A 22,732-nucleotide genomic window follows, 5' to 3' on the forward strand; every position below is an offset into this window, starting at 1 on the left:
TTGCCGGGCTTTAATAAAAGCCTTTTGCTTACTTTGCCGTCAGCTTATCAAGAAACGCCCACAGCTTCTCATTCATTTCGCGATAATCGCAGGCACGCATCTCCTGTTCACTACGAATGAAACGCCTGCCTCTGGCGGCGCTAAGCTCCTGCTGCGAATGGGCGATCAGCAGCTCAATGACCTCAGCATCAAACTCCATGTGGCACTGGAAGCCATAAACCCGGTCGCTGTATTTCACAATTTGCCGCGGGCAGCCTTCGCTGGAGGCCATCACTTCCGCCTCCGGGGTCAGGCCTGGCATATCGTTATGCCAGTGGCCGACGACCAGCGAGGGGCCAAAATGGGCCAGTTTGTCATCCTGCAGGCCCGCGGTGGTGAGCGTGATGGGATAGTGACCCACCTCTTTTTCCGGACTTTGCATGACCGGCGCGCCCAGCGCTTCACCGATAAGCTGCGAGCCCAGGCATATCCCTACCACGATCCGTCCTGCGGCAATGGCCTGCGCAATCAAACGCTGCTCGGCGTGGCTATCAAACCAGGGGCACTCAGATAATGTCGTGCGCGGCGACTGCGGACCGCCGAGCACAACCAGCATATCAAAAGCGTTGGCGTTTTCCGGTAGCCTGTCCCCCGCGTATACCCGCGACCAGCTGATACCGTAGCCGCGCGCCTGCGCCCAGTGCAGGTAAGCTCCCGGCGCTTCAAAGACTTCATGGACGATAAAGTGGATCTGCATAGCGTTAACTCCCGTCACTGTTGTTGTAATATCTGGTATAAGTCATTGGCGAGCTTATTCATTTCATTGTCGCTGAGCGTCGCAAGCGACAGCCTCAGCCCGTGCGAAGGGGCGCGAATGCCGAACGTTTCGCCTTCGCGAACCAGCCAGCCGGCGTGCGCCAGACGGAGCGCTACCGGCTGGCTCGGCTCTTCCAGCGGGAACCAAAAATTAAGGCCGTCTCCCGGCGTCAGATGGGTGATTCCGCGGCTGGCGAGGGCGGCAATCAGCTTTTCATGCTGCTGACGATAGTGGCGCCGGGTTTCCGCCAGAGAGGCCATAAAGGTGTTGTCGTTAAGGCAGGCGATGACCAGATCCTGCAACAGATGGCTGACCCATTGGCTACCGGAATTAAGCCTCAGTCGCAGCGCCGCCGACGTGTCAGCGTCGCTGGCGACGATGGCCAGACGCAAATCTGGTCCCAGGGTTTTTGACAGGGAGCGTACCAGCGCCCAACGCTGACTTTCCGCGGCGATAGGGGAGTACCAGGGCGTGGCGGAGAGCAGCGCGAAATGGTCGTCAACAATCACCAGAACCTGCGGATAGCGGGCCAGTATTTCGCGTATTGCCCGGGCGCGGGATTCGCTGAGGCTACAGCCGGTCGGATTGTGCGCGCGCGGGGTAATAATGACCGCCCGGGCGCCGTTGCGCAGCGCCTCTTCAAGGGCCTCAGGCTGCATGCCTTCCCCGTCGACCGGTACCGGCGAAGGGCTAAAACCGGCGTAGCGCAGCATATTGATGCTGCTGAGAAAGCAGGGGTCTTCGATGGCCACGCTATCGCCGGGCAGCAGCAGGGCGCACAGCAGGCGCTCAAGCGCATCGACAGCGCCGCTGGCAAGGTTAATATCGGCATCCAGGTTCACATCGTTGTTAACCCAGCGGCTGGCCCACGCGGCCAGCCGTGGTTCAACCGCCGCATCGCCGTACAGACGAGGCGCTGGCGCAATTGCGCCGAGATAGTGCTTGAGGTTTGCCAGGCGAGCGGGGTCGGGATTGCCGCTGGAGATATCCTTCAGCGGCGAAGAGGGATCGCCACCTTCAAGGGCGGGCAGGGTATTATGGGTTTTAATGGCGGTACCATTACGCCCCTGGCTGATAGCCAGGCCAGAGGTCACCAGTCGCTTATAGGCGGCAGCGACGGTATTGCGGTTAACCGACAGCTTGCCCGCCAGCTCGCGGACCGGCGGTAAAACATCGCCAGGCTTGAGTGCGCCGCTTTGTACCAGATGGCGGATGCTATCGAAGATCTCACTGGCAGTTTTTCCAACGATCATTATTGACCTATGACAAAATGAATTTTAGCATAGGACGAATGATAATCAGAGTATGACCCGCTGTCCAGCGGGGGGAGAAAGGATGGGCCAGCAAGATGAAATACAATCGGTGCTCTTCAACGATAAAAGTCGGGCGCTTCAGGTCGATATTGTGGCCGTGCAGTCGCAGGTGGTCTACGGCAGCGTAGGCAACAGTATTGCGATACCGGCGATAAAGCAGCACGGCCTGCGGGTCATCGCGGTGCCGACGGTGCTGTTCAGCAATACGCCGCACTATGATACTTACTATGGCGGCGTTATCCCGGAAGAGTGGTTTGCCGGCTATTTAAAGGCGCTGGAGGAGCGTGACGCCCTGCGCGAGCTGCGGGCGGTAACGACCGGCTATATGGGCAGCGCCGTGCAGATTAAGCGTCTGGCGCAATGGCTGCTGCGCATTCGCGAGCAGCATCCTGAACTGTGTATTCTCGTTGATCCCGTCATTGGCGATGTGGATAGCGGTATTTACGTCAAGGCCGAGATCCCTGAAGCCTATCGTACGCATTTGCTCCCGCTGGCGCAGGGGATCACGCCCAATCTGTTTGAGCTGGAGACGCTAAGCGGTCTGCCTTGCCATAATCAGCAGGAGGCGATTATTGCCGCCCGTAGTCTGCTCTCTGATTCACTGAAATGGGTCGTTATCACCAGCGCGCCGGGAGAAAATAGCGCCACGATCAACGTGCTGGTGGTTAGCGCGCAGTCGGTCGAGGTGGTTGAACATCCGCGCGTTGAAACCGATCTGAAGGGAACGGGCGACCTTTTTTGCGCCGAGCTGGCGAGCGGTCTGGTATGCGGAATGCCGCTGGGCGAGGCCGCCCACGCTGCCGCGCAGCGGGTGCTGGCGGTTATGACCTGGACCAATGAACAGGGCTGCGATGAGCTCATTCTTCCGCCGCATAGGGAGGGAGAATGAAGAGCTATCGTTTAGTGGTGCGTCAGCAGGGAAGAGTCGTCGGCCATTTTGAGACCACCGGCAGCGAAGCCCTTGAGGATGTCTGCGAAGTGGGATCTTTATTTGGCGCCGTTGGCGGATATCAGTGTGATTTACAGGTTTCTGACAGCGAGAAGCGGATTCTGGAAAGCGGCCCGGAAGGGATGAAAATACTTTCGCGGGAGAAGTGCTATCGGCCGTTTAAAGCGGCGAGATAAAAAAATGGCGCCCGAGAGGCGCCATTCTTCTGCGGCAAGAATTACTTCTTGATGCGGATAACCGGTGTTTCACCCACGGTTACGCTACCGGACAGTTTGATCAGCTCTTTGATCTCGTCCATGTTGGAGATAACAACCGGAGTCAGGGTAGACTTGGCTTTCTCTTCCAGCAGCGGCAGATCGAATTCGATAACCGGGTCGCCGACTTTCACACGCTGGCCTTCTTCGGCGATACGTTTGAAGCCTTCGCCTTTCAGCTCAACGGTATCAATACCGAAGTGAACGAACAGTTCAATGCCGCTATCAGATTCGATTGAAAAAGCATGGTTGGTTTCAAAAATTTTACCGATGGTACCATCTACCGGCGCAACCATTTTGTTGCCAGTAGGTTTGATAGCAATGCCATCACCCACAATTTTTTCCGCAAAAACTACATCCGGCACGTCTTCAATGTTGACGATCTCGCCAGAGAGCGGGGCAACAATCTCAATAGTTCCGGTGTCTTTTTTATCATCAGAAACCAGAGATTTCAATTTATCGAACAAACCCATGATCTTCTCCTAAGCAGTAATTTGGGCCGCGCATCTCGTGAATTAGCAGATTGTTTTTTCTTCAATGAACTTGTTAACCAGCGTCATTAACTCGTCCGTTGTCGGTTGAGCAAGAGCCTGCTCTGCTAATACTTTCGCATCTTCGAAGTTCGTGTTACGGATAATCTTCTTGATGCGCGGGATGGAAATGGCGCTCATAGAGAACTCGTCCAGACCCATACCCAGCAACAGAAGTGTAGCACGTTCATCGCCCGCAAGCTCACCGCACATGCCAGTCCATTTGCCTTCAGCATGAGAAGCATCAATAACTTGCTTAATCAGCGTCAGCACGGACGGGGACATTGGCTGGTAAAGATGTGAAATCATATCATTACCACGGTCAACTGCCAGAGTATACTGCGTTAAATCATTGGTACCGATACTAAAGAAATCAACTTCTTTGGCTAAGTGACGCGCAATTGTCGCAGCGGCTGGGGTTTCCACCATCACGCCAATCTCAATTGCCTCATCAAAAGCTTTACCTTCGAGCTTAAGTTCCTGTTTGTAGATTTCGATCTCTTTCTTCAGTGCACGCACTTCTTCAACAGAGATGATCATCGGGAACATGATGCGCAGTTTACCGAAAGCGGAAGCGCGCAGGATGGCACGAACCTGGTCGCGCAGAATCTCTTTGCGATCCATGGCGATGCGCACTGCGCGCCAGCCGAGGAACGGGTTCTCTTCTTTCGGGAAGTTCATGTACGGCAGCTCTTTGTCGCCGCCGATGTCCATGGTGCGAACGATAACCGCCTGCGAGCCGCACGCTTCGGCAACGGCTTTGTATGCTGCGAACTGTTCTTCTTCAGTCGGCAGCGAGTCGCGGTCCATGAACAGGAATTCTGTACGATACAAACCAACGCCTTCCGCGCCGTTACGTTCGGCACCTTCAACGTCGCGTACGGTACCGATGTTGGCGCAGACTTCAACCTGATGGCCGTCCAGCGTAATGGCCGGCAGGTCTTTCAGCTTAGCCAGTTCCGCTTTCTCTTCAGCGACCTGAGCCTGCAGGTTGCGCAGTTCTTCGATTTGTTGATCGCTCGGGTTAACCAGAACCTGATTATTCACCGCGTCGAGAACCAGATAATCGCCGTTTTTCACCTGGGTAGTCACGCTACCGGTGCCCACGATGGCCGGCAGTTCAAGGGAACGCGCCATGATGGAGGTGTGGGAAGTACGGCCGCCCGCGTCGGTGATGAAACCCAGCACCTTGTTCAGGTTCAGCTGTGCGGTTTCAGACGGGGTGAGGTCAGCGGCTACCAGGATAACTTCATCCTGAATCGCGCTCAGATCGATGATGGCCAGACCGAGGATGTTGCGCAGCAGGCGCTTACCGATGTCGCGTACGTCAGCGGCACGCTCTTTCAGGTATTCGTCATCCAGTTCTTCCAGGGCAGTAGCCTGACCTTCGATAACTTCATTGGCTGCCGCATCGGCAGTCATATGCTTATCTTTAATCAGGGCTATGATTTCCTGCTCAAGCTCCTCATCTTCCAGCAGCATGATGTGCCCTTCGAAGATGGCTTCTTTTTCTTCACCGAAGGTTTCACCAGCTTTGGTTTTGATGACCTCCAGCTGGGCGGAGGCCTTGGTGCGGCCATTCAGAAAACGTTCAACTTCCTGATCAACCTTATCGGCAGAAATTTTCTTCCGGTCGATGACAATTTCATCTTCTTTCAGCAGAAGTGCCTTGCCGAAAGCGATACCCGGGGATGCTAAAATGCCTGAAATCATAACCCTACCTTACTTGTGACTGATATTAAAAAGAACCCGTGAACTTACTCGAGTTCAGCCATCAGTTTTACCAGATGCTCAACTGCTTTTTGCTCGTCTTCGCCTTCGGCAGAGAGAGTGACAACGGTACCCTGGGTCAGGCCCAGAGTCTGCAGTTTGAACAGGCTTTTGGCGCTGGCGCTTTTGCCGTTGGAGGTTACAGTGATCTCAGAAGTGAAGCCTTTTGCTTCTTTAACAAACTGAGCAGCAGGGCGGGTGTGCAGACCGTTCGGAGCGGTAATAGTAACTTCTTGCTGGAACATTATATTTCCCCAACTTATAGGTTTAGTGTTGTGGACCTAAAGTTTAGCCTAACGGCCAAACTTTAGCCTGTATCGTTAGCGCCGGCATCACGTATCCGGCTCCGGCACCATCAGCGGAAAATCGCTGTGGAAACCTTCAGGCCGTTAACGTCTACCACGTCATTAAACATTATGCCGCTAAAGGAAGACTTGAACCAAATCATAAAATCGATTCAGCTTATGGAAATCCAAATCGGAATAATTTCGCGCATCGAAATAAATGTGCTGGTTAAATACCAGACCCAACGAAGTGAATCAATGCCAGGAGGGGTAAAAGTTTGATGTGCGCCACAAAAAAGCACCTGAAAAGGTGCTTTTTTACACGATATTAACAAGCTGGCATTACTGTTGCAGTTCTTTCTCGGTGAAGAGATCGGCAAACAATGCGGTGCTTAAATAGCGCTCACCTGAAGAGGGTAGGATAACCACAATATTCTTGTTGGTAAAGGCTTCATCCTCCTGCAGCTTCAGCGCAGCGGCAACGGCAGCGCCGGAAGAGATGCCGGCCAGAATGCCTTCCTCTTCCATCAGGCGACGGGCGGTGGAAATGGCTTCATCATTGGTAATAGCCACTACTTTATCCACCAGCTTCAAATCCAGGTTGCCTGGGATAAAGCCTGCGCCAATACCCTGGATTTTGTGCGGGCCTGGCTTCAGCTCTTCGCCTGCCAGCGCCTGGGCGATAACCGGGGAGTCGGTAGGTTCAACGGCAACGGTAATCAGATCTTTTTTACCTTTGGTGCCTTTGATATAGCGGCTCACGCCGGTCAGCGTACCGCCAGTACCGACGCCGGAGATGAAGACGTCGATTTGACCATCGGTATCTTCCCAGATTTCCGGGCCGGTGGTTTTTTCATGAATTTCCGGGTTGGCCGGGTTGCTGAACTGCTGGAGCAGGAGGAATTTTTCCGGGTCGCTGGCGACAATTTCTTCGGCTTTCTGGATGGCGCCTTTCATCCCCTTGGCGCCTTCGGTCAGCACCAGGTTAGCGCCCAGGGCCTTCAGCAGCTTGCGGCGTTCGATGCTCATGGTCTCCGGCATCGTCAGCGTCAGTTTATAACCGCGCGCCGCAGCCACGTACGCCAGCGCGATACCGGTATTACCGCTGGTCGGTTCCACCAGCTCAACGCCGGGCTTCAGCACGCCGCGTTTTTCGGCATCCCAAATCATATTGGCACCGATACGGCATTTTACGCTAAAGCTCGGGTTACGAGATTCTACCTTTGCCAGGATGCGTCCGTTACCGATGCGGTTCAGTCGTACCAGCGGCGTATGGCCGATAGTCAGGGAGTTATCTTCAAAAATCTTACTCATGGCCCGTCCTTAACTGTATGAAATTTGGGAGTACGGCTTCAGCATACCCGCTTAAAGAATATGCGGAAGTAAGGATTTAGCATATCTATATTCAGAAGAGAAATAATGGCAAGCCAGAAGTAATAAGGAGCGGCATAAGCCGCTCCGAAAGCGATAGCGCTACTTCCACATGGCGTGTTTGTCACGGTAGCAATCGACCCACATCGCCGTCGCGCCGCAAATCGCGACGGGCAGGATGACCAGGTTTAGCACCGGGATCATGGTAAACAGGCTGGTCAGGGCGCCAAACTGCATATTGGTCACTTTGCGCGTGCGCAGCGCCTGACGCATCGTTTTAAACGGCACCTTATGGTTATCAAAAGGGTAATCGCAGTACTGAATCGCCAGCATCCAGGCGCTGAACAGGAACCACAGCACGGGGGCGACGGTCTGGCCGATACCGGGGATAAAGTAGAGAAGCAAAAGGACGATGGCCCGCGGCAGGTACCAGGCAAACTTCTGCCACTCGCGCTTCATGATGCGCGGAACATCTTTCAGGATGCCGAAAACCCCGACATCCGGCGGCGTCGCGCCCGTCAGGCGCGCTTCAAGCTGCTCGGCCAGCAGGCCGCTAAAGGGCGCGGCAATCCAGTTGGCGATTGTCGAGAAGAAGTAGCCGAAGACAAGCAGAATAGAAATGACCACCATGGGCCACAGCAGATAGTTAAGCCATTGCAGCCATTCAGGAACATGGCTCATCAACGAAGGGATCCAGCTGTCCAGACGCGTGAACAGCCACCAGAATGCGCCGCCCATCAGAATAATGTTGACGAGTAAAGGGAGGAATACGTATCGACGGATCCCCGGCAGCCCGATCAGCTTCCAACCCTGCGAAAAATAGTAGACGCCACTACGCGGGGTCGTTACGGATGATGAAACCATAGTCAGGTAATGCTCCTTTTTTGACATCCAGGCTGAATGCCGGGCTATTTTATCGGGTTAGCAGACAATAACCAGTTAGGAAATGTTCGAAAAAACAGCAAAAAGCACGATTTAGTTCATCTTTATGTAGTGAAAGCCCCCGACGCACTTGCACTTGATGTAATCGGCAAATACTCTTAGTGAGTAAATGTTTGCCGTGGTGGCAAGGTGTTAGAACAACAGAGAATATAATGATGCAGGATTTGCGTCTGATATTAATCATTGTTGGCGCGATCGCCATAATCGCTTTACTGGTGCACGGTTTCTGGACCAGCCGTAAAGAACGCTCCTCGATGTTTCGCGATCGCCCACTGAAACGTATGAAGTCTCGCGACGATGAAGCGTCGGAAGGCGACGACTTTGATGACGATGTTGAAGGCGTTGGTGAAGTCCGGGTTCATCGGACCAGTCATGCGCCGAATGGCGTTCATGGGGAGCATGAAGCACCTCGTCAGCCGCAGCACCAGTATCAGCCTCCTTATGAGCGTCAGGCGCAACAGCCACCTGTGCGCCCGGAAGAGCCTGTCCGTGCACCGCAGCCGCCGCAACATCAGCCCGTTCACGCCCAGGCCCCGGTCCAGCAGCCGCAGCGCGCCGTGCCGCCTCAGCAGCCGGTACAGCCGCAGCCCGTTCCGCATGTGCAGCAACCCGTTCAGCATGCGCAGCAGCCCGTTCAGCATGTGCAGCAGCCGGTTCAACAACCTGCCGCCGCTCCAGAGCCGCAGCCGGCGCCGGAACCTCAGGCCCCTGAGCCGCAGCAGGCCGCGCCGCAGCCTAAAGAGCGTAAGGAGACGGTCATCGTGATGAACGTCGCTGCGCATCACGGTTCGCAGCTCAACGGCGAGCTACTCATCAATAGCATCCAGCAGGCGGGCTTCAAATTTGGCGATATGAATATCTTCCATCGCCACCTCAGCCCGGACGGCAGCGGTCAGGTGCTCTTCAGTCTGGCCAATATGGTTAAGCCTGGCACCTTCAATCCTGACAGCATGGCGGATATGATGACGCCCGGGGTGACTATCTTTATGCAGGTTCCGTCCTTTGGCGATGAACTGCAAAACTTTAAGCTGATGCTGCAGTCCGCGCAGTACATTGCCGATGAAGTCGGCGGCGTAGTGCTGGATGACCAGCGTCGTATGATGACGCCGCAAAAATTGCGTGAATATCAAGACCGAATTCGTGAAGTGAAAGAGGCTAACGCCTGATTCATCTTCTTGCGTTTCATCTACTTATCCTGAACCCCCGCCCGTCGGGGGTTTTTTATCATTGATGGTGTGATATGGAATCGAACGAACAAAAACTGACTGAACTGCGAACCACGCTTCGCCATCATGAATATCTCTACCACGTCATGGATACGCCGGAAATCCCTGATGCGGAATACGATCGGTTAATGCGCGAACTGCGCGAGCTGGAAGCTCAGTACCCTGAGCTGATCACCCCGGACTCGCCCACCCAGCGCGTCGGTGCCGCACCGTTAGCCTCTTTTAGCCAGATTCGCCATGAAGTCCCGATGCTGTCGCTGGACAACGTTTTTGATGAGGAGAGCTTCCTCGCGTTCAACAAGCGGGTACAGGATCGCCTGAAAAATACCGATAACCTGACTTACTGCTGTGAGCTCAAGCTGGATGGCCTGGCGGTCAGTATCCTGTATGAAAACGGCCTGCTGGTGCAGGCGGCGACCCGCGGCGATGGAACGACCGGCGAAGATATTACCTCCAACGTGCGTACCATTCGCGCGATTCCCCTGAAGCTACGCGGTGACAATATTCCGCAGCGGCTTGAGGTGCGCGGAGAGGTGTTCCTGCCGCAGGCAGGGTTTGAAAAAATTAATGAAGAGGCGCGGCGAACCGGAGGTAAAGTCTTTGCTAACCCGCGTAACGCGGCGGCGGGGTCTTTACGCCAGCTCGATCCGCGGATTACCGCGAAGCGTCCACTCACTTTCTTTTGCTACGGCGTGGGCGTGCTGGAAGGCGGCGAGCTGCCTGCCAGCCACTCGGCGCGCTTGCAGCAGTTTAAGTCCTGGGGGCTGCCGGTCAGCGAGCGTGTAAAGCTCTGCCATACGCCAGAGGAAGTGCTTACTTACTATCGCCAGGTTGAAGAGGATCGGCCGAAGCTGGGGTTTGATATCGACGGCGTGGTCATCAAGGTCGATTCGCTGGCGCTGCAGGAACAGCTTGGCTTCGTAGCCCGCGCGCCGCGCTGGGCGGTGGCGTTTAAGTTTCCGGCGCAGGAGCAGATGACTTTCGTGCGCGACGTTGAGTTTCAGGTCGGGCGCACTGGCGCCATCACGCCGGTTGCGCGTCTGGAGCCGGTACACGTCGCCGGGGTCCTGGTCAGCAACGCGACGCTGCATAATGCTGATGAAATCGAGCGTCTGGGACTGCGTATCGGCGATAAGGTGGTCATTCGCCGCGCCGGCGATGTTATCCCTCAGGTCGTGAACGTCGTGCTCTCAGAACGCCCGGAGGAGACGCGTGAGATCGTGTTCCCCACCCATTGTCCGGTATGTCATTCCGACGTTGAACGCGTGGAAGGCGAAGTGGTGACGCGCTGTACCGGCGGTCTGATCTGCGGCGCCCAGCGTAAAGAAGCGCTCAAGCATTTTGTCTCCCGTCGCGCCCTGGACGTTGACGGTATGGGCGATAAAATCATCGATCAGCTGGTTGAAAAAGAGTACGTGCATACGCCGGCCGATCTCTTCCAACTGACGCCGGGTAAACTCACCGGGCTCGATCGCATGGGGCCCAAATCAGCGCAGAACGTGGTGGATGCCCTGGAGAAGTCCAAAGAGACCACCTTTGCCCGTTTCCTTTATGCGCTGGGGATCCGCGAAGTCGGTGAGGCGACGGCAGCCGGTTTAGCGGCCCATTTTGGCACCATTGAGGCGCTGGAGCAGGCTTCAATTGACGATCTGCAAAAAGTGCCCGATGTCGGGATTGTGGTTGCCACGCACGTGCGTAATTTCTTTGCCGAAGAGAGCAACCGCGAAGTGATTGCTCAGCTGCGTAAAGAAGGCGTCCGCTGGCCGGCGCCGGTCGTGGTCAATGCGGAAGAGATTGATAGCCCCTTTGCCGGCAAAACGGTGGTTCTGACCGGTAGCCTGAGTCAGCTCTCCCGTGACGATGCGAAAGCCCGGCTGGTTGCGCTGGGGGCGAAGGTGGCGGGCAGCGTGTCGAAGAAGACCGACCTGGTCATCGCCGGGGAGGCGGCGGGCTCTAAGCTTGCCAAAGCGCAGGAGCTGGGAATTGCGGTGATCGATGAAGACGAAATGCTGCGTCTGCTCGGAGAGTCGCGTGGATAAAGATCAGCTTATTGAGATTGCCAACACGGAAATGCCGTTTGGTAAATACAAAGGGCGGCGCTTAATCGATGTGCCGGAAGAGTATTTGCTGTGGTTTGCCCGTAAGGATCAATTTCCCGCCGGGCATCTTGGCGAGCTGATGGCATTAACGCTATTGATTAAAACGGAGGGGCTGACCAGCCTGGTCGAGCCCCTTAAGCGCCCGCGTTAGGCTTCGGAGGCGCGGCTTTTCTCCTGCGCCTGTAACGCTTCGGCCTGGCGCTTATAGCGCCGCGCCAGCACCGCACAGACCATAAGCTGAATCTGATGGAAGATCATCAGCGGCAGCACCATTATCCCCAGGATAGAGGTCGGGAAGAGAATGTTGGCCATCGGAATGCCGTTCGCCAGGCTCTTTTTCGACCCGCAAAAGACAATCGTAATTTCATCCGCTTTATTAAACCCGCACCTGCGCGCCACAAAGACGTTAATCGCAATCACAATCGCCAGCAGCACCATGCTGACAATAACGATAAACAGCAGCGAACCGACGCCGACTTTGTGCCAGATACCGTTAACAACCGCCTCGCTGAACGCCGAATAGACCACCAGCAGGATGGAGGTCTGGTCGGTTTTCGAGATCCACTTTTTATGTTTTGCCACCCAGTTGCCAATCCACGGACGAGAGAGATGTCCCAGCACAAACGGCAGCAGCAGCTGCAGCATGATTTTGCCAACCTGCTCCAGACTCCCCCCCGCACCGTGCAGGTTCATCAACAGGCCGACCAGCAGTGGCGAAATGAAGATCCCCAGCAGGCTTGAGGCCGAAGCCGAGCATACCGCAGCCGCCACGTTGCCGCCCGCCAGGGAGGTAAACGCAATGGCTGACTGGACGGTGGCGGGAAGAATGCAGAGATAAATAAACCCGGTATAGAGCGCCGGATCGACGTTAACGGGCGCCCACCAGGCGAACAGCACGCCAAGCACGGGAAAAACGATAAACGTGCTGCACATGACCCAGAGATGTAAACGCCAGTGGCTGCCCCCGGCAACGATCGCCTCACGGGAGAGCTTGGCGCCGTGCATAAAGAAAAGCAGCGCGATGGCGGCGGTGGTTAAATGTTCAAAGAAGGGGACAAATCCGCCGCGCGCAGGAAAAAAGGAGGCCAGCAGGACGACGGTGACTAACGTCAGGGTGAATGGATCAAGAATGCGGAAAAATTTCATAAACGCTCCTGAAAATCGATGTCGCTATTGTGCTTTCTTTAGTTTGAGAAATAAAATCGATTTATTGCATCTATTCATGAAAAAAAGAGATGAATTATTCGCTACGTCAGTTGAAGGTTTTTGTGACCGTTGCTCGCGTCAAAAGCTTTAGCCGGGCAGGGGAGAGTATTGGCCTGAGTCAGTCAGCGGTAAGCCACAGCGTGAAAGAGCTGGAACATCAGACCGGCGTACGCCTGCTTGACCGAACGACGCGCGAAGTGGTGCTCACGGAAGCCGGACAGCAGCTGGCGGCCCGGCTTGAGCGCTTGCTGGATGAGTTAAACGGCACGTTGCGTGAGGCCGGGCGCGTCGGGCAGCAGCTTATGGGAACCGTGCGGGTGGCGGCCAGCCAGACCATTTCCGCCCATCTGATCCCGCAGTGCATCGCCTACAGCAACCGTCGCTATCCGGAGATAGATTTTGTTCTGCACGATCGCCCCCAGCAGTGGGTGCTGGAGAGCATCCGTCAGGGAGAAGTTGATTTTGGCATTGTTATCGACCCTGGCGCCGCGACCGATTTGCAGTGTGAGGCGGTTCTCGCTGAACCTTTCCTGCTGCTTTGCCGTTGCGATCACCCTTTCGCTAAAAGGGATGCGGTGAGCTGGCATGCGCTGCATGACCAGCGGCTGGTTTTGCAGGATTATGCTTCGGGTAGCCGGCCGCTGATTGACGCCGCGCTCGCGGGATTCGCCGTTACCGCAAATATCGTGCAGGAAATCGGTCATCCGGCCACGCTATTCCCAATGGTTGAGTCGGGGATAGGCATCAGCATCCTACCTGCGTTAGCGCTGCCGCTCCCTCAGGGAAGTCATCTGCAGGTGAAGCGGCTCACCCCGGTGGTGGAACGCCAGCTGATGCTGGCGCGGCGTAAAAACCGCTCGCTATCGACAGCCGCAGAGGCGCTGTGGGAGGTGGTGCGGCAGCAGGCTGGCCAGCTGACCGCCTTACGCGAAAACGACCCCTTGTATCAGAAATGAAATCAATAGCTTTTTAATATCAAACGTCCGGGAAAACTGTATTGGTAATCGATTGCGTAGCATCGTTATAACAGCATGGTAGCCAATCACTTTATCGATCTTTCAGTTTTTAAGGACAGCTTATGAGCGACACGCTTTTCTCACAGAATCCCTGGTATAGCGCCGATATTATTCGCGGATATAAGCCGGATTTTACGCCGCGGGTGGCCTTTATCCTGGGGTCGGGTCTCGGGGCGCTGGCGGAACAAATTGAAGATGCGGTGGCGATATCTTACGAGAAGCTGCCCGGCTTTCCGGTGAGTACCGTGCACGGCCATGCCGGCGAGCTGGTGCTTGGAAATCTGGCCGGCGTACCCGTTGCCTGCATGAAAGGGCGTGGGCACTTCTATGAAGGTCGGGGCATGACGGTGATGACTGATGCCATCCGGACGCTAAAGCTGCTGGGGTGTGAACTGCTGTTTTGTACTAACGCGGCCGGTTCTTTACGTCCGGAAGTGGGGCCGGGAAGTCTGGTGGCGCTCAGCGATCATATTAACACGATGCCGGGTACGCCAATGGTGGGCCTGAATGATGAGCGCTTCGGCGAACGCTTCTTCTCCCTGGCCAACGCCTATGACGCGGATTACCGCGCCGTTCTGCAGCGCGTAGCGGAGGAGGAGGGGTTTCCGCTGACTGAAGGTGTATTTGTCTCTTATCCCGGGCCGAATTTTGAAACGGCGGCGGAGATTCGCATGATGCAGATTATCGGCGGCGATGTGGTGGGGATGTCCGTCGTGCCGGAAGTCATCGCTGCCCGCCATTGCGAGCTGAAAGTGGTGGCCGTCTCAGCCATTACCAATCTGGCTGAGGGCCTCGGCGATGTGAAACTATCTCACGCGCAAACCCTGGCGGCGGCCGAACTCTCCCGGCAGAACTTTATTAACCTGATCTGCGGCTTCTTACGCAAACTGGCCTGAAAAAATAATAAATATTGACCCCGCTTGCGGGGTCTTACTTTAATGGCAAGGAACGGAAAAATGGGTATCGCCTCTCGCTTAAAACTCATGTCGTTTTTGCAATATTTTATCTGGGGTAGCTGGCTGGTCACCCTGGGTTCTTACATGATAAACACACTGCATTTCACCGGGGCAAATGTCGGCATTGTCTATAGTTCCAAAGGGCTGGCGGCCATTATCATGCCCGCCATTATGGGGATCGTTGCCGATAAATGGCTACGTGCAGAACGGGCCTATATGCTCTGCCACCTGGTCTGCGCGGGCGTGCTTCTTTATGCAACGACCGTCACCGATCCGGAGACGATGTTCTGGGTAATGCTGATTAACGCGATGACCTATATGCCGACTATCTCGTTGTCTAATAGCATCTCCTATTCATGTCTGGCGCAGTCCGGTCAGGAGCCGGCGACCGCGTTTCCTCCTGTTCGCGTATTTGGCACTCTTGGTTTTATTGTCGCCATGTGGACGGTTAGCCTGATGGGGCTGGAGCTGAGCAGCGCGCAGCTGTATATCGCCTCTGCCGCGTCGTTATTACTGGCGATTTATGCGCTTACGCTACCGAAAATTGCTGTGACCGAGAAGAAACCTGGCACCACATTGGCCGCGAGGCTGGGACTGGATGCATTCATATTGTTTAAAAATCCGCGGATGGCCATTTTCTTTTTCTTCGCGATGATGCTCGGGGCGGTACTGCAAATCACCAACGTCTTCGGTAACCCCTTCCTGCATGATTTCGCCCGCAACCCGGCGTTTGCCGACAGCTTTGTCGTACGCTATCCCTCTATTTTGCTTTCGGTCTCGCAGATGGCGGAAGTTGCCTTTATTCTCACCATTCCATTCTTTCTGAAACGCTTTGGCATTAAAACGGTCATGCTGATGAGTATGCTGGCGTGGACGCTGCGCTTTGGCTTTTTTGCCTTTGGCGATCCCTCTCCGTTCGGTTTTGTTCTGCTGCTGATGTCGATGATCGTTTACGGCTGCGCATTCGACTTCTTTAATATTTCAGGGTCGGTGTTCGTAGAGCAAGAGGCGGGGGCGCATATTCGCGCCAGTGCGCAGGGGTTGTTTATGACTATGGTGAACGGTGTTGGCGCATGGGTAGGTTCGGTTCTCAGCGGCATGGCCGTGGATTACTTCTCTGTTGATGGCGTAAAAGAGTGGCAGACCATCTGGCTGGTCTTCGCGGCCTATTCATTGCTGCTGGCGGTTGTTTTTGCTGTGTTCTTCAAATATAAACATGAACCTGAGAAATTAATGAAAAAAGCGCTGACGCATTAATCCTCTTCCGCGGCGGGCACATGTTCCGCCGTTTCATTTTTTCTGATGCAGTGTGGTAACTTTGCGCATTATCTTTATGCCTCAGGAGCGCATGACCCATGGAACGCACGCATCGTATCGATCTGAAGTTATTGCGCTATTTTCTGGCTGTTGCCGAAGAGCTGCATTTTGGTCGTGCGGCGGCCCGTCTGAACATGTCGCAACCTCCGCTCAGCATTCACATTAAAGACCTGGAGCAGCAGCTTGGCACGCTGCTGTTTGTTCGCCACTCCCGCAGCGTAGCGTTGACCCACGCAGGGAAAATCCTGATGGAGGAGTCCCGTCGTCTGCTTTCCAGCGCGAATCAGGCGCTGGCGCGCGTGGAACAGATTGGGCGGGGTGAGGCGGGACGGGTAGAGCTGGGCGTGATAGGTACGGCTATGTGGGGAAAAATGCGTCCGGTGATGCGGCGTTTTTTGAAAGAGAACCCTAACGTAGAGGTGCTTTTTCGCGAGAACATGCCCGCCATGCAGATGGCGATGCTGGAACGACGCGAGCTGGACGCCGGCGTCTGGCGGATGGCGACAGCGCCTTCTCCTGGATTTACCAGCCTGCGCTTGCACGAATCCTCTTTTCTGGTGGCCATGCCGGAAGAGCATCCGCTTGTCGCGCGTAAGGCGATCCCGCTTGCGGCTTTGCGTAACGAATATTTTGTCACCATGCCTTCAATACATACCGACTGGACGTTTTTGCAGCGCGTGTGCCAGAGCGCCGGATTCTCGCCGATGATTATCCGTGAAGTGATGGAGCCGCAAACGGTTCTGGCGATGGTCAGTATGGGGATAGGTATTACGCTCATCGCTGATAGCTATGCGCAAATGACGTGGCCGGGGGTGGTGTTTCGTCCGCTGGAAGAACGCATACCGGCAGATTTGTATATCGTCTATGACCAACAGCAGGCGACGCCCGCGCTGGAGAAGCTGATTGCGGAGCTGGTGAATTGATGGTCTGTGCCGGATAGCAAGATGAAGGCCCGTGTCGGCTTTGTCTATCGCAGATAGCAAAAAAGCGCCTTTAGGGCGCTTTTTTACATTGGTGGGTCGTGCAGGATTCGAACCTGCGACCAATTGATTAAAAGTCAACTGCTCTACCAACTGAGCTAACGACCCGAAGTGGTGGGTGATGACGGGATCGAACCGCCGACCCCCTCCTTGTAAGGGAGGTGCTCTCCCAGCTGAGCTAATCACCCACTTCGGTACTTCATTTTGCGGCAAGAAATCCAGCTGGCGAGAAAGTGGTGGGTGATGACGGGATCGAACCGCCGACCCCCTCCTTGTAAGGGAGGTGCTCTCCCAGCTGAGCTAATCACCCACTTCTCAATTTCTTGCTACACGGCGGAGACTACGTAAAGTAGTTGGTGGGTGATGACGGGTTCGAACCGCCGACCCCCTCCTTGTAAGGGAGGTGCTCTCCCAGCTGAGCTAATCACCCCCGCTGTGTGGAGTCGCATTATAGGGAGAGTTGAAAATGAGTCAACGCCTTTTCTAAATAATTTGTTTGTTCGTCGTAAAATTAAACAAAACGATCGCAATGTCATCCGTGGCGCATGATTTATAAACAAAAAGGGGAAAGCGTGACGTTGAAACGGTAACAACATTGAGGAATCAGCCCACGGTGTTAGAATATTCCTCCATAAAATCCAACGAACACTGCCGCGTGTCGGCACCTTTATCAAACGTAAGGCCACTTCATGAAAATCAAAACTCGCTTCGCGCCCAGCCCGACAGGCTATCTGCACGTTGGCGGCGCGCGTACTGCTCTCTATTCCTGGCTTTTTGCACGTAATCACGGCGGTGAGTTTGTGCTGCGTATTGAAGATACCGATCTTGAGCGCTCCACGCCGGAGGCCATTGAAGCCATTATGGATGGTATGAACTGGCTGAGCCTGGAATGGGACGAGGGTCCGTACTTCCAGACCAAGCGTTTTGATCGCTACAACGCCGTTATTGATGAAATGCTGGCAGCGGGCACGGCCTATAAATGCTATTGCTCTAAAGAGCGTCTGGAAGCGCTGCGTGAAGAGCAAATGGCAAAAGGCGAGAAGCCCCGCTACGACGGTCGCTGCCGCCATGGCCACGAACATCATGCTGATGACGAACCTTGCGTCGTCCGTTTTGCCAACCCGGAAGAGGGTTCCGTTGTTTTTGACGACCAGATCCGCGGTCCGATCGAATTCAGCAACCAGGAGCTGGACGATCTGATTATCCGCCGTACCGATGGTTCTCCAACCTACAACTTCTGCGTCGTGGTTGACGACTGGGATATGGAAATCACCCACGTTATTCGCGGCGAAGACCATATCAACAATACCCCGCGCCAGATTAACATCCTGAAAGCGCTGAATGCGCCGGTGCCGGTTTACGCCCACGTCTCGATGATTAACGGCGACGATGGTAAGAAACTGTCCAAGCGCCACGGTGCGGTCAGCGTTATGCAGTATCGCGACGACGGCTATCTGCCGGAAGCGCTGCTGAACTATCTGGTGCGTCTGGGATGGTCCAGCGGCGACCAGGAGATTTTCTCTCGCGAAGAGATGATTAAACTGTTCAGCCTGGGGGCGGTGAGCAAATCGGCGAGCGCGTTCAATACGGAAAAGCTGCAGTGGCTGAACCACCACTATATCAACTCGCTGGCCCCGGAGTACGTGGCAACGCATTTACAGTGGCACATTGAGCAGGAAAATATCGACACCCGTAACGGCCCGCAGCTGGCTGAGCTGGTGAAGCTGCTGGGCGAGCGCTGCAAAACCCTTAAAGAGATGGCGGCGAGCTGCCGCTATTTCTATGAAGATTTTGCCGAGTTTGATGCCGATGCGGCGAAAAAACATCTGCGTCCTGTTGCTCGTCAGCCGCTGGAAGTGGTGCGCGACAAATTAGCCGCCATCAGCGACTGGACGGCGGAAAACGTCCATCATGCGATTCAGGCGACGGCCGATGAGCTGGAAGTGGGGATGGGAAAAGTGGGAATGCCGCTGCGCGTCGCGGTGACCGGTGCGGGTCAGTCTCCAGCGCTTGATGTGACCGTCCATGCGATCGGTAAATCACGTAGCGTAGAACGTATCAACAAGGCGCTGGCCTTTATTGCTGAGCGCGAAAGCCAGCAATCCTGATCCTGATACAGCGATTGTTAAACGGCGGGGATAGCGAACCCCGCCGTTTTTTTTGCCCGTTACTTCGCATCAGTAATGCCAAGCCGGGACAGAAACCCGCTGATCCCCTCGCGCGCAAGAAAATCCCGCAGGTGCAGCTGCTCAGTTGGGGTCATCAGGTGCATGGTCTCGACAATCTGGCGCCAGATTGTGTCCGCATCGTTCACAAAGTATTTGACGGGCGGTTCCGCCAGCTGGTTATCCATGGTCAGATGCCGCAGCGCCGGGATATTTGCCAGGAAATCGATCACCGACCTGTCGATGACGATAAGACGAGCGCGTCCGCCTTTGACTCCGGGGATCGGTTCCGTCCGCCATTTTTGTTCTCTGGCCCAGCGGTTTATGGTTTGCCGGGCGAGGTTAAGGCACTCGGCGAGCTCCGCTGGGGTCATTTTATCTTTAAGTTTCATCATGCTTTCACCGATCGCGAATACCGAGTCGGTTGAGTAACCCGGTGATCCCTTCACGCAGCAGCAGCGACATCAGCAGCTTTTGCTCTCCCGGCGTCATCTCTTTACACAGGGTAAGCAGCAGAGATTCGAGATCGTTATCCGTTGCGGAATAGGGGACAGGGTTTTCGGCCACGCGCTGCGCGCTGCGAATAAACTCGCGAACCTGCTCATTAACATGTACGAGGCGCGCTTTGCCGCCCTGTACGCCGGGGCGCGGGGACGTTTGCCATCCCTCTTTACGTACCCATTTGTTAATCGTTTGCCGACTGAAGCCAGTCAGATGCGCTATTTCTTCAGGTGTCATTCGTTCCTTGAGCATACTATTTCCTGAGTAAATATGTGGGAATTAGTTGCACATGTTATAGCATCCTTTTAAAGGAAAGAGTGACATGTTTAACTTCTGGCTGCGATAAGGCTCGCAATGTCAGCCGTTTGTCTGCTTTTTCAGCGATCAAATAGCCGGGATTGATTTTGCCGTTGACACCTGGCGAAGGAATTCATATTATGCCGCCCGTCAACACGACATGCTTTACGTTACGGGGCTATAGCTCAGCTGGGAGAGCGCTTGCATGGCATGCAAGAGGTCAGCGGTTCGATCCCGCTTAGCTCCACCAACACCTGCACCCATCAGGTTTGGTTCGTAAAGAGGTCCTGTGGGGCTATAGCTCAGCTGGGAGAGCGCTTGCATGGCATGCAAGAGGTCAGCGGTTCGATCCCGCTTAGCTCCACCAAATTCGGAACCCTCGCTACGGCGGGGGTTTTTTGTTTGTCTGGCGGAGGAAATGTAAAGCATTCTCTGAATAAGTCAGCAAACCTCTGCGTTAAGTAATTTCAGATTTTTTCACTATTTAAAATCTTGCCTGCCTTTATTAAGCAACATAATATCTGTTGCCTGAATATATTTATTGCAGCCGGAGTTTTAATTAACAATAATGATTGATCATCTTAACATTAAGATCAAAAAAACTCTGCTGGCGCTCCTGGTCTGCTTTATCGCAATTCCGCTGTCCCGATTTATTTCCCCACAAACCATTATTGACGGAAATCAAATTTATCTGGCGTGGCTACCGCTGAGCTTAATGTATTCCGTACTTTTTATTTTTGGCCGCTACGCCGTTGCGCCATTGATTATCGCGTTTGCGATCACTAATGCCTGGATAATCGATCTGACGCTAACCCAGGCGCTGATCCTGCTATTTTGCCAGCTCTTCTCGGTTTTCCTGTCCTGCGCGATTGTTCGCTTTCAGCTTGGAAGGCGCTGGCGCGCTGGGCTGACGGCAAAACATATGGGCGCGAGGATTTTTTGGGGCGGCTTTTTTGCACCGCTCCTTTTGAAGGTCACCATGTATCTGGCGGGGCGTTTTTTTGCTTTTCCGTTGGCAATATCCAGCTATTTCGGCAGTATGTCGGTTATTTACACCATTATCGATATACAAAGCCTGATTAGCGCCGCATTAATTTTCACGACATTCTTTTATTATCCGTTGCGGATGATTATCAGTCCACGTTATGCGCGAGCATTCTGGCGCAATCTTTGCCACTCATGGCGGGCGGGCGAGCAGCGGGTATTTACGTTGTATTGGTTTGTGGCCCTGGCGGCAATATTACTGGTGCTGTGTACGCCTTATGATTCTGTTTTTATTGCCGGTTATTTAGTCCCGCTTATTTTCATTTTATACTTCATTGGTATTAGCCGCCTGGGGCATACGCTGATTCGCATTTCATGGTCCGTTTCAGCCTTTTTACTCGTGGCGTATAACCAGAATTTTTTACACGGCGTACAAACTGAATATTCACTGTCGTTTGTTCTTTCGGTACTCATTTGTTTCACTATCTGCCTGTTTTATATGGCGGATATCTATGCTCGCAGTGAAAGAATGAAGTTCAGATGGCGGGATCAGGCGGAAGAAGATCCGCTAACCGGTTTACCGAATCTGCGCGCGCTGGAGAGTCACCTGCAGCGGAATCCTGCTGTGGCCATCAGCAGCCTGCGCATTCAGAATCTGGACTTCCTGAGCCGCCATTATGGCATGATGATGAGAGTGGAGAGCAAACGGCAGATAGCCCGGAAGCTACAGCCGCTATTAGCTCCCGGCGAGCGAATATTTCAGCTCCCCGGCAGCGAGCTACTGCTGGTACTGAAGGGGCCGGAGCCAGAGGCGCGGTTAAGTCATATTGTTTCCACGCTTAACCATAAAAAGTTTAGCTGGAATAACCAGGCGTTAGATCTGGAATTTGGCGCATCGTGGGGCGGCTACCGCGGCATAGAATCTGAGCTTCACCCGATGCTTGGTCAGCTTAGCTGGTTATCGGAGCAGGCCGGCGCGGCGCGGCGCGTATTACCGCTGGACGCGGCGCAAGAGCAGATTTCCGATCAAACGAGCGAACAGGTACGGCTGCTGGCGAAGATTAAGCAGGCGCTTAACGAACGTGGGCTGGTACTGTACGCCCAGCCTATCCGGGACGCCTCCGGAGAGGGGTATTACGAGATACTGAGTCGTATGCGCTGCGGCAATACCATCATTACGCCCGATCGGTTTATCCCGCTGATTGCGCAGTTTAACCTGAGCCAGCGTTTTGATATGCAGGTGCTGGAAACGCTGTTTAGTTCGCTCAATCACCATCAGGGTCAGCATTTCTCCGTCAACCTTCTGCCCTATACGCTGATGCAAAAGGATAGCGCGGCGCAAATTATCGCGCTGTTTAAACGCTATAACCTGTCGGCGGAGGCGATAACGATTGAAGTTACCGAAGAGCAGGCGTTTTCCGATGTCGAGACCAGCATGCATAACATCCAGCTGCTGCGAGATTTCGGTTGCGGTATAGCGATTGATGACTTTGGTACCGGCTACGCTAACTACGAGCGTCTGAAAAGCCTGCGGGCCGATATCCTGAAAATTGACGGCTGCTTCGTGCGTGATATCGAGACCGATCCGCTGGACGCCATTATGGTCAAATCCATTATTGAAATGGCTAAGGTTAAGAAGATGAAAGTGGTGGCAGAATACGTTGAAACGCCGGAGCAGCGGGAAAAGCTTCTCGAGTTAGGCGTCGATTATCTCCAGGGGTATCTGGTGGGTAAGCCGCTGCCGTTGAGCGAACTGCGGGCATGAAAAAGCCGGGA

Annotated in this window: 21 protein-coding genes and 6 tRNA genes; 13 read left to right on the plus strand and 14 right to left on the minus strand. The window is 54.4% G+C overall.

What is annotated here, in order from left to right; genetic code table 11:
* Positions 1 to 28: 28 nt before the first annotated feature.
* A complete protein-coding gene (locus JLG71_RS07470) occupies positions 29 to 736 on the minus strand; it encodes a type 1 glutamine amidotransferase (RefSeq protein WP_048260624.1) in 708 nt (235 codons plus the stop codon).
* Between the two features lie 14 nt (positions 737 to 750).
* Positions 751 to 2,049 carry a MocR-like B6 salvage transcription factor PtsJ gene (gene ptsJ, locus JLG71_RS07475; protein ID WP_049079187.1) on the minus strand — a complete coding sequence of 433 codons (1,299 nt, stop codon included), beginning with the start codon at positions 2,047 to 2,049 and terminating at the stop codon, positions 751 to 753.
* Between the two features lie 82 nt (positions 2,050 to 2,131).
* Between ptsJ and pdxK the strand changes: the two genes are divergently transcribed.
* Together pdxK and JLG71_RS07485 are read left to right on the plus strand one after the other, a co-directional pair.
* Positions 2,132 to 2,998: a pyridoxine/pyridoxal/pyridoxamine kinase gene (gene pdxK / locus JLG71_RS07480; protein WP_014230316.1), complete on the plus strand. Its 867-nt coding sequence runs from the start codon at positions 2,132 to 2,134 to the stop codon at positions 2,996 to 2,998.
* The gene (locus JLG71_RS07485) at positions 2,995 to 3,234 is read left to right on the plus strand and encodes a hypothetical protein (RefSeq protein WP_004104337.1); all 240 of its coding nucleotides are present in this window, start codon (positions 2,995 to 2,997) and stop codon (positions 3,232 to 3,234) included. The genes pdxK and JLG71_RS07485 overlap by 4 nt, the downstream gene beginning before the upstream one ends.
* Before the next feature lie 41 nt (positions 3,235 to 3,275).
* Here the strand turns inward: JLG71_RS07485 and crr are convergent, their stop codons facing one another.
* From crr to cysZ, 5 genes are all read right to left on the minus strand, one after another.
* Entirely contained in the window at positions 3,276 to 3,785 is a 510-nt protein-coding gene (gene crr, locus JLG71_RS07490) for a PTS glucose transporter subunit IIA (RefSeq protein ID WP_000522253.1), read from the minus strand.
* A gap of 42 nt (positions 3,786 to 3,827) precedes the next feature.
* On the minus strand, positions 3,828 to 5,555 hold the full coding sequence (ptsI, locus tag JLG71_RS07495; protein WP_032750846.1) for a phosphoenolpyruvate-protein phosphotransferase PtsI: 1,728 nt from the start codon (positions 5,553 to 5,555) through the stop codon (positions 3,828 to 3,830).
* A gap of 44 nt (positions 5,556 to 5,599) precedes the next feature.
* Entirely contained in the window at positions 5,600 to 5,857 is a 258-nt protein-coding gene (gene ptsH, locus JLG71_RS07500; protein WP_002913505.1) for a phosphocarrier protein Hpr, read from the minus strand.
* A 381-nt stretch (positions 5,858 to 6,238) separates the two neighbouring features.
* Positions 6,239 to 7,210 (minus strand): cysteine synthase A, encoded by a 972-nt coding sequence (gene cysK, locus JLG71_RS07505; protein WP_025106638.1) that lies wholly within the window; start codon positions 7,208 to 7,210, stop codon positions 6,239 to 6,241.
* 159 nt (positions 7,211 to 7,369) lie between these two features.
* Positions 7,370 to 8,131, minus strand: coding sequence for a sulfate transporter CysZ (gene cysZ / locus JLG71_RS07510; protein WP_009654873.1), 762 nt, complete (start codon positions 8,129 to 8,131; stop codon positions 7,370 to 7,372).
* A 230-nt stretch (positions 8,132 to 8,361) separates the two neighbouring features.
* On the opposite strand from cysZ, the gene zipA reads away from it, so the two are divergent.
* From zipA to JLG71_RS07525, 3 genes are all read left to right on the plus strand, one after another.
* Complete coding sequence (zipA, locus tag JLG71_RS07515; RefSeq protein ID WP_014230313.1) at positions 8,362 to 9,375, plus strand: cell division protein ZipA; 1,014 nt, start codon at positions 8,362 to 8,364, stop codon at positions 9,373 to 9,375.
* 74 nt (positions 9,376 to 9,449) lie between these two features.
* Positions 9,450 to 11,474 (plus strand): NAD-dependent DNA ligase LigA, encoded by a 2,025-nt coding sequence (ligA, locus tag JLG71_RS07520; protein WP_014230312.1) that lies wholly within the window; start codon positions 9,450 to 9,452, stop codon positions 11,472 to 11,474.
* On the plus strand, positions 11,467 to 11,685 hold the full coding sequence (locus JLG71_RS07525) for a DUF3820 family protein (RefSeq protein ID WP_004123346.1): 219 nt from the start codon (positions 11,467 to 11,469) through the stop codon (positions 11,683 to 11,685). The genes ligA and JLG71_RS07525 overlap by 8 nt, the downstream gene beginning before the upstream one ends.
* Here JLG71_RS07525 and JLG71_RS07530 read toward each other — a convergent pair.
* Complete coding sequence (locus JLG71_RS07530; RefSeq protein ID WP_004852990.1) at positions 11,682 to 12,680, minus strand: bile acid:sodium symporter family protein; 999 nt, start codon at positions 12,678 to 12,680, stop codon at positions 11,682 to 11,684. The two genes, JLG71_RS07525 and JLG71_RS07530, sit on opposite strands and share 4 nt — an antisense overlap.
* Before the next feature lie 89 nt (positions 12,681 to 12,769).
* Between JLG71_RS07530 and JLG71_RS07535 the strand changes: the two genes are divergently transcribed.
* The 4 genes from JLG71_RS07535 (at position 12,770) to JLG71_RS07550 (ending at position 16,952) form a co-directional block, all read left to right on the plus strand.
* Positions 12,770 to 13,696, plus strand: a complete 927-nt coding sequence (locus JLG71_RS07535; protein WP_014230310.1) for a LysR family transcriptional regulator — start codon at positions 12,770 to 12,772, stop codon at positions 13,694 to 13,696.
* A gap of 122 nt (positions 13,697 to 13,818) precedes the next feature.
* Entirely contained in the window at positions 13,819 to 14,652 is an 834-nt protein-coding gene (gene xapA, locus JLG71_RS07540) for a xanthosine phosphorylase (RefSeq protein ID WP_014230309.1), read from the plus strand.
* 60 nt (positions 14,653 to 14,712) lie between these two features.
* A complete protein-coding gene (locus JLG71_RS07545) occupies positions 14,713 to 15,969 on the plus strand; it encodes a nucleoside permease (protein WP_200914036.1) in 1,257 nt (418 codons plus the stop codon).
* 98 nt (positions 15,970 to 16,067) lie between these two features.
* Complete coding sequence (locus JLG71_RS07550) at positions 16,068 to 16,952, plus strand: LysR family transcriptional regulator (RefSeq protein ID WP_200914038.1); 885 nt, start codon at positions 16,068 to 16,070, stop codon at positions 16,950 to 16,952.
* A gap of 89 nt (positions 16,953 to 17,041) precedes the next feature.
* Here JLG71_RS07550 and JLG71_RS07555 read toward each other — a convergent pair.
* The 4 genes from JLG71_RS07555 to JLG71_RS07570 form a co-directional block, all read right to left on the minus strand.
* Positions 17,042 to 17,117: transfer RNA gene (locus JLG71_RS07555), tRNA-Lys, on the minus strand.
* A 4-nt stretch (positions 17,118 to 17,121) separates the two neighbouring features.
* A tRNA-Val gene (locus JLG71_RS07560) sits at positions 17,122 to 17,197 on the minus strand.
* Between the two features lie 46 nt (positions 17,198 to 17,243).
* Positions 17,244 to 17,319, minus strand: a tRNA-Val gene (locus JLG71_RS07565).
* Between the two features lie 44 nt (positions 17,320 to 17,363).
* A tRNA-Val gene (locus JLG71_RS07570) sits at positions 17,364 to 17,439 on the minus strand.
* A 259-nt stretch (positions 17,440 to 17,698) separates the two neighbouring features.
* On the opposite strand from JLG71_RS07570, the gene gltX reads away from it, so the two are divergent.
* Positions 17,699 to 19,117: a glutamate--tRNA ligase gene (gene gltX, locus JLG71_RS07575; protein WP_014230306.1), complete on the plus strand. Its 1,419-nt coding sequence runs from the start codon at positions 17,699 to 17,701 to the stop codon at positions 19,115 to 19,117.
* A gap of 59 nt (positions 19,118 to 19,176) precedes the next feature.
* Here the strand turns inward: gltX and JLG71_RS07580 are convergent, their stop codons facing one another.
* Both JLG71_RS07580 and JLG71_RS07585 read right to left on the minus strand, forming a co-directional pair.
* Positions 19,177 to 19,569: a YfeC-like transcriptional regulator gene (locus JLG71_RS07580; protein WP_032720507.1), complete on the minus strand. Its 393-nt coding sequence runs from the start codon at positions 19,567 to 19,569 to the stop codon at positions 19,177 to 19,179.
* Between the two features lie 4 nt (positions 19,570 to 19,573).
* Positions 19,574 to 19,927: a YfeC-like transcriptional regulator gene (locus JLG71_RS07585; RefSeq protein WP_004852968.1), complete on the minus strand. Its 354-nt coding sequence runs from the start codon at positions 19,925 to 19,927 to the stop codon at positions 19,574 to 19,576.
* 219 nt (positions 19,928 to 20,146) lie between these two features.
* Here JLG71_RS07585 and JLG71_RS07590 point away from each other — a divergent pair.
* From JLG71_RS07590 to JLG71_RS07600, 3 genes are all read left to right on the plus strand, one after another.
* Positions 20,147 to 20,222 (plus strand) — tRNA-Ala (locus JLG71_RS07590).
* A 41-nt stretch (positions 20,223 to 20,263) separates the two neighbouring features.
* A tRNA-Ala gene (locus tag JLG71_RS07595) sits at positions 20,264 to 20,339 on the plus strand.
* A gap of 201 nt (positions 20,340 to 20,540) precedes the next feature.
* Positions 20,541 to 22,721 (plus strand): EAL domain-containing protein, encoded by a 2,181-nt coding sequence (locus JLG71_RS07600; protein WP_047723147.1) that lies wholly within the window; start codon positions 20,541 to 20,543, stop codon positions 22,719 to 22,721.
* Positions 22,722 to 22,732 lie beyond the last annotated feature (11 nt).

The organism is Klebsiella michiganensis (genome assembly GCF_015139575.1).
Lineage (GTDB): Bacteria > Pseudomonadota > Gammaproteobacteria > Enterobacterales > Enterobacteriaceae > Klebsiella > Klebsiella michiganensis.